14 protein-coding genes are annotated in these 14,935 nt (G+C 33.6%); 10 read left to right on the top strand and 4 right to left on the bottom strand.

The annotated features are described in order from the left end of the window. The first annotated feature begins 173 nt into the window (after positions 1-173). From QMO11_RS19960 to QMO11_RS19950, 3 genes are all read left to right on the top strand, one after another. A complete protein-coding gene (locus QMO11_RS19960; RefSeq protein WP_282039574.1) occupies positions 174-1,037 on the top strand; it encodes a YitT family protein in 864 nt (287 codons plus the stop codon). Between the two features lie 16 nt (positions 1,038-1,053). Beyond that, a complete protein-coding gene (locus QMO11_RS19955; protein WP_282039572.1) occupies positions 1,054-1,914 on the top strand; it encodes a YitT family protein in 861 nt (286 codons plus the stop codon). A gap of 90 nt (positions 1,915-2,004) precedes the next feature. Continuing rightward, positions 2,005-3,270, top strand: coding sequence for a M23 family metallopeptidase (locus QMO11_RS19950; protein WP_282039570.1), 1,266 nt, complete (start codon positions 2,005-2,007; stop codon positions 3,268-3,270). Between the two features lie 82 nt (positions 3,271-3,352). Here the strand turns inward: QMO11_RS19950 and purN are convergent, their stop codons facing one another. After that, on the bottom strand, positions 3,353-3,925 hold the full coding sequence (purN, locus tag QMO11_RS19945; protein WP_282039569.1) for a phosphoribosylglycinamide formyltransferase: 573 nt from the start codon (positions 3,923-3,925) through the stop codon (positions 3,353-3,355). Positions 3,926-4,096: 171 nt separating this feature from the next. Between purN and QMO11_RS19940 the strand changes: the two genes are divergently transcribed. The 5 genes from QMO11_RS19940 to rprY all read left to right on the top strand — a co-directional run bounded on the left by QMO11_RS19940 (position 4,097) and on the right by rprY (position 8,714). Continuing rightward, positions 4,097-4,333: an acyl carrier protein gene (locus QMO11_RS19940; RefSeq protein ID WP_027470525.1), complete on the top strand. Its 237-nt coding sequence runs from the start codon at positions 4,097-4,099 to the stop codon at positions 4,331-4,333. Positions 4,334-4,353: 20 nt separating this feature from the next. Then, entirely contained in the window at positions 4,354-5,601 is a 1,248-nt protein-coding gene (gene fabF, locus QMO11_RS19935) for a beta-ketoacyl-ACP synthase II (RefSeq protein WP_282039566.1), read from the top strand. Next, positions 5,573-6,361, top strand: coding sequence for a ribonuclease III (rnc, locus tag QMO11_RS19930; protein ID WP_068471750.1), 789 nt, complete (start codon positions 5,573-5,575; stop codon positions 6,359-6,361). The genes fabF and rnc overlap by 29 nt, the downstream gene beginning before the upstream one ends. Positions 6,362-6,453: 92 nt before the next feature. Next, entirely contained in the window at positions 6,454-8,058 is a 1,605-nt protein-coding gene (locus QMO11_RS19925; RefSeq protein ID WP_068471751.1) for a sensor histidine kinase, read from the top strand. Next, positions 8,031-8,714, top strand: a complete 684-nt coding sequence (gene rprY, locus QMO11_RS19920; RefSeq protein WP_068471752.1) for a response regulator transcription factor RprY — start codon at positions 8,031-8,033, stop codon at positions 8,712-8,714. The genes QMO11_RS19925 and rprY overlap by 28 nt, the downstream gene beginning before the upstream one ends. Positions 8,715-8,787: 73 nt before the next feature. On the opposite strand, the gene lepA is transcribed toward rprY, so the two are convergent. Beyond that, entirely contained in the window at positions 8,788-10,575 is a 1,788-nt protein-coding gene (gene lepA / locus QMO11_RS19915) for a translation elongation factor 4 (protein ID WP_068471753.1), read from the bottom strand. 178 nt (positions 10,576-10,753) lie between these two features. Then, positions 10,754-11,941 carry an ADP-forming succinate--CoA ligase subunit beta gene (gene sucC / locus QMO11_RS19910; RefSeq protein WP_282039560.1) on the bottom strand — a complete coding sequence of 396 codons (1,188 nt, stop codon included), beginning with the start codon at positions 11,939-11,941 and terminating at the stop codon, positions 10,754-10,756. A 141-nt stretch (positions 11,942-12,082) separates the two neighbouring features. Here sucC and QMO11_RS19905 point away from each other — a divergent pair, with 141 nt between their 5' ends. Further along, complete coding sequence (locus QMO11_RS19905) at positions 12,083-12,613, top strand: RNA methyltransferase (protein WP_282039558.1); 531 nt, start codon at positions 12,083-12,085, stop codon at positions 12,611-12,613. 56 nt (positions 12,614-12,669) lie between these two features. Here the strand turns inward: QMO11_RS19905 and QMO11_RS19900 are convergent, their stop codons facing one another. Continuing rightward, a complete protein-coding gene (locus QMO11_RS19900) occupies positions 12,670-13,791 on the bottom strand; it encodes a DEAD/DEAH box helicase (RefSeq protein WP_282039556.1) in 1,122 nt (373 codons plus the stop codon). Positions 13,792-14,150: 359 nt separating this feature from the next. Here QMO11_RS19900 and QMO11_RS19895 point away from each other — a divergent pair, with 359 nt between their 5' ends. Beyond that, positions 14,151-14,792 carry a helix-turn-helix domain-containing protein gene (locus tag QMO11_RS19895; protein ID WP_282039554.1) on the top strand — a complete coding sequence of 214 codons (642 nt, stop codon included), beginning with the start codon at positions 14,151-14,153 and terminating at the stop codon, positions 14,790-14,792. Positions 14,793-14,935 lie beyond the last annotated feature (143 nt).

The following is a 14,935-nucleotide window of genomic DNA, read 5'->3' as shown; positions in this document are numbered from 1 at the left end:
CTGTAATTTTAGCAAATACAATCTGAGCATGAGAAAAATCACTACAATTCTCCCACTTATTATGACTTTTGATATGCTTTTATATAAGCATCTTTTCTTTCCTTTGCCGAAAATATTGAAAGTTTATAATTAAGAGTTAATTTAAATATTATCAAAAGTTTAGGTGCAGAATCATGACTAAAGAAAAAATCCTAAAAGAATCGAAATCCTATTTCATTCTAACCTTTGCGCTTTTTATGGCAAGTATTGGCTGGTCGGGCTTTATTATACCAACAGGAGTTGTTGGTGGTGGAATAACCGGATTATCAACAATGGCCTATTACTTATGGGGGTGGGATGTTGGTTTAACGGGTTTCGTTATTAACATTTGCCTTATTTTAATGGCTATTAAAATACTTGGTTTCTCATTCGGAGTTAAAAGTGTTTATGGTATCGTAGTGTTTGCTATTTTTATAGATGTTTTAATGGAGCAATTTGGCGGAGAGCCATTGGTTAGTGATGCTTTTATGGCAACTCTAATTGGTGCTTCAATGGCAGGTACTGGTGGTGGACTTATCTTCGTAAATGGGGGTAGTACTGGCGGAACTGATATAATTGCCATGATAATTAATAAGTACCGTAATATCAGCCTAGGGAAACTTCTATTAATGCTTGATGTTGTAATTATTCTATCCGCATATTTTGTTTTTCATGATATAGAAAAAGTAATGTATGGTTTTATAACTATGGCAACATTTGGATATGCTGTTGATCTGGTTATTTCTGGTAATAAGTCAACTGTGCAATTGTTTATCATAAGTCCTAAGTATAAAGAAATATCAGATAAGATTATTAAAACAGCTGAAAAAGGAGTTACTATTCTCGATGGTATGGGAGGTTATTCCGGAGAAAGTAAAAAAGTTTTGATGGTCATCTCAAAAAAGCGTACATCAACCGTTTTGTTCCGAATCATAAAAGAAATCGATCCAGAGGCATTCGTAACTATGGGATCAGTTTCTGGGGTTTATGGTAAAGGCTTCGATCAAATAAAAATCTAATACATAATCTGTAACTATGACAACTCAAAAAATACTTCGCGAAATAAAATCGTACGCCATTTTATCCATCGCTGCATTAATCTGTAGTGTAGGTTGGGCCGGATTTATTATACCATCAGGCATCGTTGCTGGTGGAGTAACAGGTTTGTCAAGTACATTCTATTTCCTTTGGGGATGGGATGTCGGAATCACCTCGTTAGTTATTAATATAGTTTTGATACTCCTAGCCATAAGGATTTTGGGTTTATCCTATGGTATTAAAACCATCTATTGCATTATTTTATTTTCAATGCTACTAACGGTATTAACAGGTTATTTTACCGAGCCAGTTGTTCGCGATATTTTCATGGCTACCTTAATTGGTGCAACCATTGGCGGAATAGGAACCGCTATGCTTATTATAAACGGTGGAGGAACAGGAGGAACCGAGATAATCGGAATGATCATAACAAAATATAAGAATGTAAGTCTTGGTAAGTTATTATTAAGCTTTGATGTAGCTATTATTTCTAGTTCGTATTTTATCTTCCATGATATTGAGAAAATTATGTATGGCTTAATAACCATGGCCATTTTTAGCTATGTGTTAGATTTGGTTTTAACCGGAAATAAGCAATCTGTTCAGATATTTATAATAAGTGAAAAGTACGAAGAATTAGCAGAAACCATTTTAACTCTCGGCAATAAAGGGGTTACTATTATTGATAGTATTGGTGGTTATACAAAGGAGAATAGAAAAATATTGATGGTAATTTCAAAAAAACGTACATCTTCAGTATTATTTAAGATTATTAAGGATATCGATCAAGACGCTTTTGTAACCATGGGAAATGTTTCAAATGTATTTGGACAAGGGTTTGATAAGATTAAAGCATAATATCTCTTTATATATAACTTTAATAGTACTATCCGTTTTGTTTTTAAATGCGTAAGGTATAACTTGGCAGCTCTTAAATTTTTAGATTATATGCATATCATCAAAAAGCTTTCATTAGCCTTAAGCACCGTATTTATAATAGCATTTTTTTTTAGTTGTAATAACTCAAGTAAAAAAGAAAATACAGAAGAAGAAATTGTTGTAATTGATACAATAATTCCAGAACCAGAGAATTTATTGTATGGTATTAATGTAGATTCGTTTGCTATCGAAAATAATAAAGTTAGAAGGAATGAATTTCTCGCCTCAATATTATTAAAATATGATATTGCCTATAAGCAAATTGGTGAATTAGCTGATAAGAGCAAGGATGTATTCGATGTGCGCAAAATTAAAGTGGGTAATCCATATTTTGTTTTCTTAGAACCCGACACAACTTTAAAAGCAAAGTATTTTGTTTATGAAATTGATAAAATTAACTACGTTAAGTACGAGTTTGGCGATTCTATAACTGTTTCAAAAGGACAAAAGGAAGTAAGAAGTGTACAAAAGGAAGCAACAGGTCTTATAACTTCTTCTTTATGGAATGCCATGGCTGAGAATAATACGAGTCCTGTATTATCATTACACCTATCCGATATTTTTGCTTGGACAGTTGATTTCTTCGGAATTGAAAAAGGTGATTATTTTAAAGTATTATATACTGAGGATTATGTGGATTCAACTTCTGTAGGAATATCATCTGTAGAGGCTGCCTTATTTCACCATAGAGGTGAAGATTATTATGCCTTTAATTTTGAAGAAGATAGTTTAACAACAAATTACTTTGATGAAAAAGGGAAGAGCCTTAAAAAAGCCTTTTTAAAAGCTCCACTTAAGTTTTCTCGTATCAGCAGTCGTTTCTCAAATAGCCGATTACATCCTGTATTGAAAATTAGAAGACCGCACCATGGTATTGACTATGCAGCACCGAAAGGTACACATGTGTATTCTATCGGAGATGGCCGTATTATCGCTCGAGGCTATCAAGCTAAGGGAGGTGGAAATTATTTAAAGATTAAGCATAACAGTGTTTATACAACTGTTTATATGCACTTAAATGGTTTTGCAAAAGGAATGAATAAAGGAGTACAAGTTAAACAAGGTCAATTAATAGGTTATGTTGGAGCTACAGGCTTAGCAACGGGCCCTCACCTCGATTTTAGAGTGTACAAGAATGGTAAGCCAATTGATCCACTTAAAGTGAAAGCGCCTCCTGTTGAACCCGTAGAGAAAGAAGATATGGATAGGTTTAAGGAGTTTTATAAGCCGCTCAAACAAGAAATAGATGCTTTACCTTTGAATACAGTAGAATAATTTTCATGATTTAATATTAAGTGGCAAAAGCTCATCATATAAATAGTATGATGAGCTTTTGTCATTTTATTTATATAACCGTTTAATTTCTTTCAGAAAGTAGTTCTTCAACCACCAAAGGGTAGTGTAGGTATTCTAATTCGTGAATCTTAGCCTCAATATCAGCTGGAGTATCATTCTTATCTATTCCTACAGATATTTGCGATATAATTTTACCCTCGTCGTAATTAGAATCTACGTAATGAATTGTAATTCCAGTTTCTGATTCCTTATTATTATAAACCGCTTCGTGAATTTTGGCTCCATACATACCTTTACCTCCATATTTAGGTAAAAGGGCAGGGTGTATATTAATTATCTTGTTTTTGTATGTAGAAACCAAATTGTCTGGAATTAACCATAAAAAACCAGCTAATACGATTAAATCACAATCAAATTCTTGTAGTATATTAACTATATTTGAGGTCTTTGTAAATTCTTCTTTTGTAAAGTTTATGATATCAATTCCTAATTTCTGCGCTCTTTCGTTCACAAATGCTTTAGAGTTGTTCGTCAAAAAGAGGAAATCAACATCTTTTTGATGCTTATTAAAGTATTTTACGATATTTTCTGCATTGGATCCAGATCCAGAGGCAAATATGGCTATTTTGTTCATTTGTTGAATTTTATGAGGTTTTAAGTCCTGTAATATTAGTGTGCAAAAGTAGAAAAAAAAGCCCCTAATTGTATTTTATTTAAATATTATTTGAAATATTATAGGTATTTTTTTTCCTTTGCAAAGTTATTTAAATCAATAAATTTTAATTATTAACTAAAATTAAAAGCTATGTCTGACATTGCATCAAGAGTTAAAGCTATTATTGTTGACAAATTAGGTGTTGACGAAACAGAAGTTACAACAGAAGCTAGTTTCACAAACGATTTAGGCGCTGACTCTCTTGACACTGTTGAATTGATTATGGAATTCGAAAAAGAATTTAATATCGCTATTCCAGATGATCAAGCAGAAAACATTGGCACAGTAGGTGATGCCGTTTCTTATATCGAGGAAAACGCTAAATAAGTAAAACTTTAAAAGAAGTTATGGAGTTAAAAAGAGTAGTAGTAACGGGATTAGGAGCAATCACTCCTTTAGGTAATTCTATTGATGAACTATGGAAAAACCTTGTTGAAGGAGTAAGTGGTGCTGCACCCATTACTCGATTTGACGCCACCGATTTCAAGACGAAATTTGCTTGTGAAGTAAAAGATTACAACTCGAACGATTATTTTGATCGTAAAGAGGCAAGAAAACTTGATATGTTTGCTCAGTTCGCATTAATTGCAGCTGAGCAAGCTGTTCAAGATTCTGGCATTGACCACGAAGACATCGATACAGATCAAGTTGGTGTTATTTGGGGAGCTGGAATTGGTGGAATTCAAACATTTTCAGATGAGATTAAAGGGTTTGCAAAGAATGATTTCAAGCCTAGATTTAATCCATTTTTTATACCGAAAATGATTAGCGATATTGCTGCTGGTCATATTTCAATGAAATACGGTTTTAGAGGACCAAATTTCAATACAGTTTCAGCTTGTGCATCTTCAACAAATGCAATTGGTGATGCTTTTAATCTAATTAGATTAGGTAAATCAAAGGTTTTTGTAACAGGTGGTTCTGAAGCCGCTATTTGTGAAGCTGGTATTGGTGGATTTAATAGCATGCAGGCCTTGTCAACAAGAAATGACAGCCCAGAATCAGCATCACGTCCTTTTGATAAAGGAAGAGATGGTTTTGTTATGGGTGAAGGTGGTGTATCTCTTATTCTTGAAGAATATGAGCACGCAAAAGCTCGCGGTGCAAAAATTTACTGTGAAGTAATTGGTGCTGGAATGACTGCTGATGCTCATCACTTAACGGCCCCACATCCTGAAGGATTAGGCGCTAAAAATGTAATGCTAAGTGCATTATCTGATTATGATACAAAACCTGAAGAGGTAGATTATATTAATGTTCATGGTACTTCAACTCCTCGTGGAGATATTGCCGAAACTTTAGCAATTAAAGAAGTGTTTGGAGAGCATGCTTACAACTTAAATATTAGTTCAACAAAGTCAATGACTGGTCACCTTTTAGGTGCAGCCGGAGCCATTGAATCAGTTGCTTGTATTTTAGCAATTAGAGATGGAGTAGTACCTCCAACTATTAATCATTATGAGGACGATCCTGAGATCGACCAAAAATTAAATATGACTTATCACAAAGCTCAAAAGAGAGAGGTAAAGGTTGCTTTATCTAACACCTTTGGATTTGGAGGTCATAATGCATCTGTTATTTTTAAAGCAATTTAATATAATTGTGTTAAGAAAAATATTATCTAAAATAAAGCTTTCTCCAGAACGGAGAAGGCTTTATTTTTTGCTACATACTATATTAGGTTATTATCCTAATAATCTCTCTTTATATGAATTAGCACTTGTTCATAAATCTGCATTGCTAAAAGATTGTGATGGGAAGGTTATGAATAATGAGCGGCTTGAGTTTTTAGGAGATGCTATCCTTGGTGCAATTGTTGCCCAAGAATTATATAACAAATACCCTGATGTAAACGAAGGCTTTCTTACCAAAACGCGTTCTAAGATTGTAAATCGAGCATTCTTGAATAAAACCGCTTTGCAATTAGGCTTGAAGGATATAATTAGTTCGCAATCTAAAATAGCACTGAATAAAACAAACATTCCTGGAGATGCTTTAGAGGCACTGATAGGTGCCATATTTGTTGATAAAGGCTATGATAAATGTGCGAAATTTGTTTTAAGCAAAATATTGCATCCCTTCGTTAACTTAAATGAAATTACTAAGCATGATAATAATTTCAAATCTATGCTAATTGAGTGGGGACAGAAATATAAGCGCGAGATAAATTTTGAGACTGAGGAGGTGTCAAGCACTTCAGATCATGCTCCTATATTTGTGTCAAATGTTGAGATCGAAACCATTGTATATGGCAGGGGAGAAGGTAATTCAAAAAAGGAATCTCAGCAAAATGCAGCAATGGAGGCGTTGCAGAATATCTCTATAAAAGAAAATAATCCGAACTATAAAGCTTAAAAGTTCCTCTCTATTCAATTTAAATTCATTGCAATTAGCTATATTGCATAGCTTATTTAAACCACATACTATTACATAGATTTATTATAAGTATGAGTAAAAAATACATTTATCTTTTAGCATTTATCATTGCAGCGAGTTTGTTCGGGATCATTTATGTGCAAACACTTTGGATGCAAGATGCCAGTGATATAAAGGAACTAGAGTTTAATAAGCAAATCAAGCAGGCCATGACCCAAGTGGTTAATAAGCTTGCGCGAGATGAAAGTACAGAGCAAGCAGCTCTAATACGATCGCAAATTAAAAAGCAATCAACATCAAACCTACCAAAGGAGCTAAATAGAAAACCCCGATATTTAAACGGAAACGGAAGTGAAGGTACAAACCTCGATGAGAGTTTTGATATTTCTTTTCGCTTTCAGTTGCAGGATAAGCAAATCAGTACGACGATGCTTACCTTTAATGAAGATTCTTTAATTTTTAGTTTAAATAATCAAACGCCAGTTTCTACACGTACGAGTAAATTTGGCCCATTAACAAGTGCTTTTTTAAGTATTCAAGATGAACTTAATGCAAAAGTTGAGGGAAAAAGTGAGATGCTTTTAAATGCCTTATTTCCTAAAAGATCAATCGACCAGCGTGTAGATAGAGAAAAGGTTGATGTGATGCTGATGAAAGCACTTGAAGATAGAGGGATTATTTTACCCTTCGAATTTGCAGTGTTTGATGGTAAGGGAAAATTGGCCCTTGCAACAACAGGCTATAAGCCTGACGAATCAAAAATCGTATATCAAAAATATCTTTTCCCAAATGATCCACATCCCGAAGCCCATCATATTAATTTATATTTTGCAGAACGTCCTAACTTCTTGATGCAATCTATTAATCTAATAATACCTTCTGCTACTTTTACCTTAGTAATGATATTAACCTCTATTATTACTATCTTAATTATTTTAAGGCAAAAGAAAGTTGATGAAATTAAGAACGATTTTATCAATAATATGACCCATGAATTTAAAACACCTATTTCAACTATTTCTTTAGCATCACAAATGTTAAAGGATCCGAGTGTTGCAAAAACACCAAAAGCATTGCAAAGAATGTCTAGTATCATTCAGGATGAAAGTAAAAGATTAAGCTTTCAGGTTGAAAAAGTGCTACAAATGGCTATATTTGAAAAAGGGAAAGCAGGTTTAAAAATAAAAAAACTTGATATAAACCAATTAATTCACAATGTTTCTACTAACTTTAAGCTGAAAGTAGAAAATAAGAATGGTGAGATTGTAGAAAGCCTTGATGCTAAAAATGGTGACGTTTATGTTGATGAGGTGCATTTTACAAATGTGATTTATAACTTGTTTGATAATGCTTTCAAATACCGGAAAGGTACTCCAATTCTTCAAGTTAAAACTTGGAATAAGAATGATGGATTAGTTATTTCTATTAAAGACAATGGTTTAGGGATATCAAAAGAGAACCTAAGCCGTATATTTGAGAAATTCTATCGCGTTCCAACAGGAAATGTGCATGATGTTAAAGGTTTTGGCCTAGGTCTTGCATATGTTAAAAAGATTGTTGAGGATCATGGTGGAACAATCAATGCAGAAAGTGAAGTTAACGTTGGAACAAAATTTGAGATTTTCTTACCGATAAAAAGTACTAAGGAATGGAAAAAGAATATAAGTTGCTTTTAGCCGAAGATGATGAAAACTTAGGTATGCTATTGCGCGAATACCTAGAGGCTAAAGGATATGAAACTGATTTAATGCCTGATGGGGAAGAGGCATATAAGGCTTTTACAAGCAATACATATGATTTGTGTGTATTTGATGTAATGATGCCTAAAAAAGACGGTTTTACTCTAGCTAAAGAGATTAGGTTAATCAACGCCGAAATTCCTATTATATTTCTAACTGCTAAATCTATGAAAGACGATGTATTTCAAGGGTTTAAGATAGGGGCTGACGATTATATTACAAAACCTTTTAGTATGGAAGAATTGCTTTTTAGATTAGAAGCTATTATTCGTAGAACAAAAGGTACAAATAACATTCAGGATGTCTATCAGTTAGGAAAGTATAAATTCGATACTCAAAAACAACAATTGATAGAAGGTGATGTGGTTGTTAAATTAACAACAAAAGAATCTGAACTTCTTAAGTTATTATGTAATAATGCAAATAAAGTGTTAGAGCGTAATTTTGCGTTGAAAACCATTTGGGTAGATGATAATTACTTTAATGCGAGAAGTATGGATGTTTATATTACTAAGTTAAGAAAGCATCTTAAAGAAGAAACTTCTGTTGAAATTATCAATGTGCATGGTAAAGGTTATAAGTTGGTAATGTAATTGCCAATTAACATTAAATAAAAAGGCCAATATTCAATTTGAATATTGGCCTTTCTCATATATCTAAAATTTCTTAATCAAGCTTTAGTACTGCTAAAAATGCCTTCTGTGGTACTTCAACATTACCTACTTGTTTCATTCGTTTCTTACCTTTCTTTTGCTTTTCAAGGAGTTTTCTTTTACGACTGATATCACCACCATAACATTTTGCTGTAACATCTTTTCTTACTGCCTTAACAGTTTCTCTAGAGATAATTTTAGCTCCAATTGCAGCCTGAATTGCAATGTCAAATTGTTGACGAGGAATTAATTCTTTTAGTTTCTCACAAATACGTTTCCCTAAAGTATAAGCATTATCAAAGTGGATTAATGTAGATAGAGCATCAACGCTTTCGCCATTTAGTAAAATATCTAATTTAATTAATTTGGCACTTTTAAAACCCGTTTGGTGGTAATCAAACGAAGCATATCCTTTAGAGATACTTTTTAATTTATCGTAGAAGTCAAAAACAATCTCCGCTAGCGGCATATTGTAATTTAACTCTACTCTATCAGAGGTAAGGTAATGTTGTTTAATTAATTCACCTCTTTTATTCAAACAAAGGCTCATTACCGGACCAATAAACTCCGATTTAGTAATAATTTGAGCGTGTATATATGGCTCCTCAATCTTTTCAACTAGTGTAGCTTCAGGTAATCCTGATGGATTATGTACTTCTAATAATTCTCCTTGTTTAGTGTGTACGTTATATGGTACGTTGGGTACAGTTGTGATCACATTCATATCAAACTCACGATCTAAACGCTCCTGAATTATCTCCATGTGTAGCATACCAAGAAATCCACATCGGAATCCAAAACCTAATGCTGCTGAACTCTCTGGCTCAAATGTTAATGAGGCATCGTTAAGTTGAAGTTTTTCCATGGCAGCTCTCAGGTCTTCGTAATCATCACTTTCAATCGGATAGACCCCTGCAAATACCATTGGTTTAACTTCTTCAAATCCATCAATGTGAGTTTCACAACCATCTTTAACAGTTGTAATAGTATCTCCAACCTTAACCTCTTTACTAGTTTTAATACCTGATATAATATAACCTACATCACCAGTATGGAGCGCTTTCCTTGGTTCCATATCTAATCGTAGAACGCCAACTTCATCGGCATTATACTCATGCTCTGTGGCCATAAATTTAACCAAATCACCCTTTTTAATTGAACCATTTACTACTTTAAAGTAGGCGATGATTCCTCTAAATGAGTTAAAAACAGAGTCAAATATTAAACATTGTAATGGAGCTTTAGGATCTCCAACTGGAGCCGGAACTCTATGAATAATTGCTTTTAATATTTCATCAACACCAAGACCTGTTTTACCACTGGCAGGAATAATGTCTTCACGCTCGCCACCAATTAAGTCTAAAATTTGATCTTCCACTTCGTCGGGCATTGCATTGGGTAAATCCATTTTATTCATTACCGGTATAATATGCAAATCGTGCTCAATGGCTTGGTATAAGTTAGAAATAGTTTGTGCCTGTATACCTTGTGTAGAGTCTACAATTAACAAAGCTCCTTCACATGCAGCAATAGATCGAGATACTTCGTAAGAAAAATCAACGTGTCCTGGTGTGTCAATTAAATTTAAAACATACTGTTCTCCATCTAATTCATAATCCATTTGTATCGCATGACTTTTGATAGTTATGCCACGTTCTCTTTCAATATCCATATCATCCAATACTTGAGCTTGAGCTTGACGATCAGATACTGTTTGAGTAAACTCAAGTAATCTATCAGCTAATGTACTCTTCCCGTGATCGATATGTGCAATGATGCAAAAATTCCTTATATTCTTCATGTTCTATTACTTCCGTGTAAATGCAAGCATATATTGTTGCAGTATTCAATTTGCAAAGATATTTAATTCTCGATAATTTACGAGCTTTTTAGGTTTATTGTTTTAGCTGTTGTTATTGACTGTAAACAACAAAGGCTTCGAAAAACGAAGCCTTTAAAATATTATAGTCTATTCTTAATTATACGAGCTCTTGAACTAAGTCTGCTGCTTCTTTTAAAGTAATAGCAGAGAATACTTTTAAACCAGATTCATCAATAATCTTTTTGCCACCTTCTGCATTAGTTCCTTGTAGGCGAACAATGATTGGAACGTTAATTTCTCCAATCTTTTTATAAGCTTCAACTACACCATTGGCTACCCTATCACAGCGAACGATACCACCAAAAATATTGATTAGAATTGCTGTAACATTTTCATCACTTAAGATAATTTTTAGGCCGGCTTCAACTGTTTGGGCATTGGCACCACCTCCAACATCTAAAAAGTTAGCTGGGTCACCACCCGAAAGCTTAATGATATCCATTGTTGCCATTGCTAAACCAGCTCCGTTTACCATGCAACCTACATTACCATCAAGTTTTACAAAGTTAAGATTGTGCTCAGAGGCTTCTACTTCAGTAGGATCCTCCTCTGTTAAATCACGCATTTTGGCTAAATCTGGATGCTTGAATAAAGCATTATCATCTAATGATAGTTTAGCATCAATTGCCATTATTAAATCATCTGATGTTTTAAGTACCGGGTTAATTTCAACCAAAGAAGCATCGGCCCCTATATATGCATTGTATAACGCAGGAACAAATTTTGTCATTTCCTTAAAAGCTTTACCTGATAAGCCAAGGTTGAAAGCAATTTGCCTAGCCTGGAATGGAAGAACTCCTTGTCCTGGGTCAATTTCTTCTTTATAAATTAAATGAGGAGTTTCTTCTGCAACAGTCTCAATATCCATACCTCCTTCGGTAGAATACATAATTATATTTTTCCCTGACTGTCTGTTTAGTAAAACACTCATGTAATACTCTTCGGGTTTCGAATCTCCTGGGTAAAATACATTTTGAGCGATTAATACCTTATTTACTTTTTTCCCTTCAGGACCGGTTTGGTGTGTAACCAACTGCATTCCTAATATTTGATCGGCAAGTTCTTTAACTTCGTCTAATGATTGAGCTAATTTAACTCCACCACCTTTACCTCGTCCGCCTGCATGTATCTGAGCTTTCACTACCCATTTATCTGTGCCGGTTAATTTGGTAAGTTCTTTGGCGGATTCAACAGCCTCTTCAGGAGTATTTGCAATTAGGCCTTTGGAGACTCTAACCCCGAAGTTGGATAAGATTTCTTGTCCTTGATATTCATGTATGTTCATAGTAGAAATTTTTCTAGATTGATTACTAAAACTAATATCACTTAAAATAACACCAAACTCTAGTTTTAGTTTTGTTGTGATTAAGATTTACCATTAAAGCTACAAGGATTTAGTTATTTTTGTACAAAATAGAAAGTTAGTATGCGAAAATTACGAAATAAAGAGTTAAACAGGTTGTCGGTAGAAGAATACAAGGCATCAGATAAAACTCCGATAATTGTGATATTGGATAATGTTAGAAGCTTGAATAATGTAGGTTCTGTTTTTAGAACCTCTGATGCATTGCGTTTGAAGAAGATTTATTTGTGTGGAATTACCCCAACGCCACCTCATAATGATATTCATAAAACGGCGCTAGGTGCTGAAGATTCTGTAGATTGGGAGTATTCAGAAAGTACTGAGGAGGTTATTGAAAAATTACAAGAGAAAGGTTATGAAGTAAACTGTGTTGAGCAAGTTGAAAATAGCACCTTTTTAACTGATTATAAAGTAAAGCCTCAGGTGCCAGTAGCTTTAGTGTTTGGTAATGAGGTAAAAGGAGTAAGGCAAGAGGCAATTAATATTTCTGATGGATGTATAGAAATTCCTCAGCACGGAACTAAGCATTCTTTTAACATTAGTGTTAGCGCAGGGATTGTATTATGGGAAATTAGTAAGCAGATGCTATATTAAAAATAAAAATGGAGGCTAATGCTATTATTGGCCTCCATTTTATAATGACTAAAAATCTATTTCTTTCTTCTAATTTGTTTGAAGCTTATTTTGAGATTCTTCTCGAAGTAACGTATTTGTTTAACCTCTTTTGATTCTATTAGGGCTAATGAAACGCCTCTATTTCCTGCTCTAGCAGTTCTTCCGCTTCGATGTGTATAGTATTCTTCTTTATCTGGCAGTTGGTAATGGATTACGAAATTTAATCCTTCAACATCAATTCCTCTTGCGGCTAGGTCTGTAGCCACTAATACACGGTGTGTTCCATTTTTAAACGCCCTCATTACCTTATCACGATCTTTTTGTTTCAGATCGCCTTGAATAGCATCAGTTGCAATGTTTTTAGCAATGAGTTGTTTTGCTAATGTTTGAGCAGCATTCTTTGTTTTACAAAATATTACCCCTCTACTATCTTTATCAGAACCTAGAATCTGCATTAGAATTGCAAACTTCTCCTTTTCATCACAGATCAAAAACTGATGATCAATATTTTTATTGACAACATTTCGTTTACTAAGCTGAAAAAACTTCGCGCTAGGAGAAAGGTGTGTTTTTATTATTTGCTTAATCGATGGAGGCATTGTTGCTGAGAATAACCACTTATTTTCAACAAACGATGTTTGTGTTAATATTTCGTCAAGTTCTTTTTTAAAGCCCATGCTCATCATCTCATCCGCCTCGTCTAAAATAATGGTTTGAACTTTTCTTATATCTACAGCTTTTCTTTTTATGAGGTCAATTAAACGACCAGGTGTTGCTACAATTATATGAGTAGGTCTTCTTAATGAAGATATTTGTTTTTCAATTTGCGCTCCACCAAAAACAGATTCTACAAATATTTTGTCGGTATATTTAGTGAACTTAAATAGTTGTTTGGCAATTTGCTGACCTAATTCGCGAGTGGGGCATAGTATTAAGCCTTGCACTACATTCAGTTTAGGGTTAATGCGTTCAAGTAATGGTAAGCCAAAGGCAGCAGTTTTACCAGTACCTGTTTGTGCTTGTGCAACGATGTCAGAATTACTTTGCATTAAAAAAGGAATAACCTCAGCTTGTACTTCAGTTGGGGTTTCAATTCCGATTTCTGCAATGGCTTTGACGATATTTTTTCTTAAGCCAAGATTTTTAAAATTTTCCAAAACTTTTATTTTATATTCGTGGTAAATTTAGATATTCTAGTTTTAATAAAATTGCTTAAGGGGATATATTCTCATTAAATTCTTTTAATGTTTGTTTAAAAGAGAAGAAATGTATTGTATATACACAAAGAACGGTAGTTGAATTGTGGCATTAGTCAGCAAATTTCGTTCATACATCTAACAATATTATAATAGAATTATAACTATATTGTAATAAGCCTTATAATTTTATAAATTAGTACATGATAACTTAATTGGAAGCCTATTTAACTAACTAAAATAATCTTATACCGATAATGGTATAATGAATAATTGTACCTCAATCTTTTATAGAGGGGTATTCTTAAACTCTTGCAACAATGAAAACGAAAAAAATAAAAGTTAATGGGATATCTCAAGAAATTGAGGTAAGTATGGATGGTAAACATATAATCTACAAAGATAAAGAGGTGCATCAGTCACTTGTGAAACCAAATAATAGTAGAAATGGATTCTACCAAGTGAGTATTGAGAGTAAAATACTATACGTTCACCGTTTGGTTGCTCAAGCGTTTATAAGGAACGAGAAGCCAGTTTCTTATAAAATGGTTTTGCATATTAATTGTGTTACAACAGATAATAGTGCCGAAAACCTTGAGTGGGGTGATTTTAAGAAGTTAGCGATTAATAGAGAGAAACAAGGCTTATCTGGGGCCAAAAATCTTGATTATAGAGGAAAGTCTACTATAACTTATGAAGAGGCTTTAAAGATTGCCAAACGTTTAGATGCTGGTGAATTTGCGAAAGATATAAGCAAGGAGTATAATGTTTCAGAAATGAGTATAGCTAGAATTAGAAAACGCTATTGCGAGAAAAAGTCTGCTAGCCCCCGCTATACGGAAGATGTTAAGAAGAATATTGTAAAGTTATTAGAAAAACATCCAACAAAAAGGGTAGCCGAAATTTCAGGTATACCGTATGAAACTGTTTATAAGTGGAAACGGAAGTTTATGAATAACTAATTAATCTTATAAGAATGATTTAAAGATTGAGCTTAGGATAAGTTTTAAATTCTACATAAAAAAAAGCTTGGATTCAAGGGTCTAGTGCAACAAAGTTTGTTTTTGTATTGGATGCAAATTAGCATAATTAATTTTTATTTGTA

Source organism: Saccharicrinis aurantiacus (assembly GCF_947489045.1).
Lineage (GTDB): Bacteria > Bacteroidota > Bacteroidia > Bacteroidales > Marinilabiliaceae > Saccharicrinis > Saccharicrinis aurantiacus.
The sequence above is the reverse complement of the archived record's forward strand: the minus strand, read 5'-3'. Positions and strand labels throughout refer to the sequence as shown.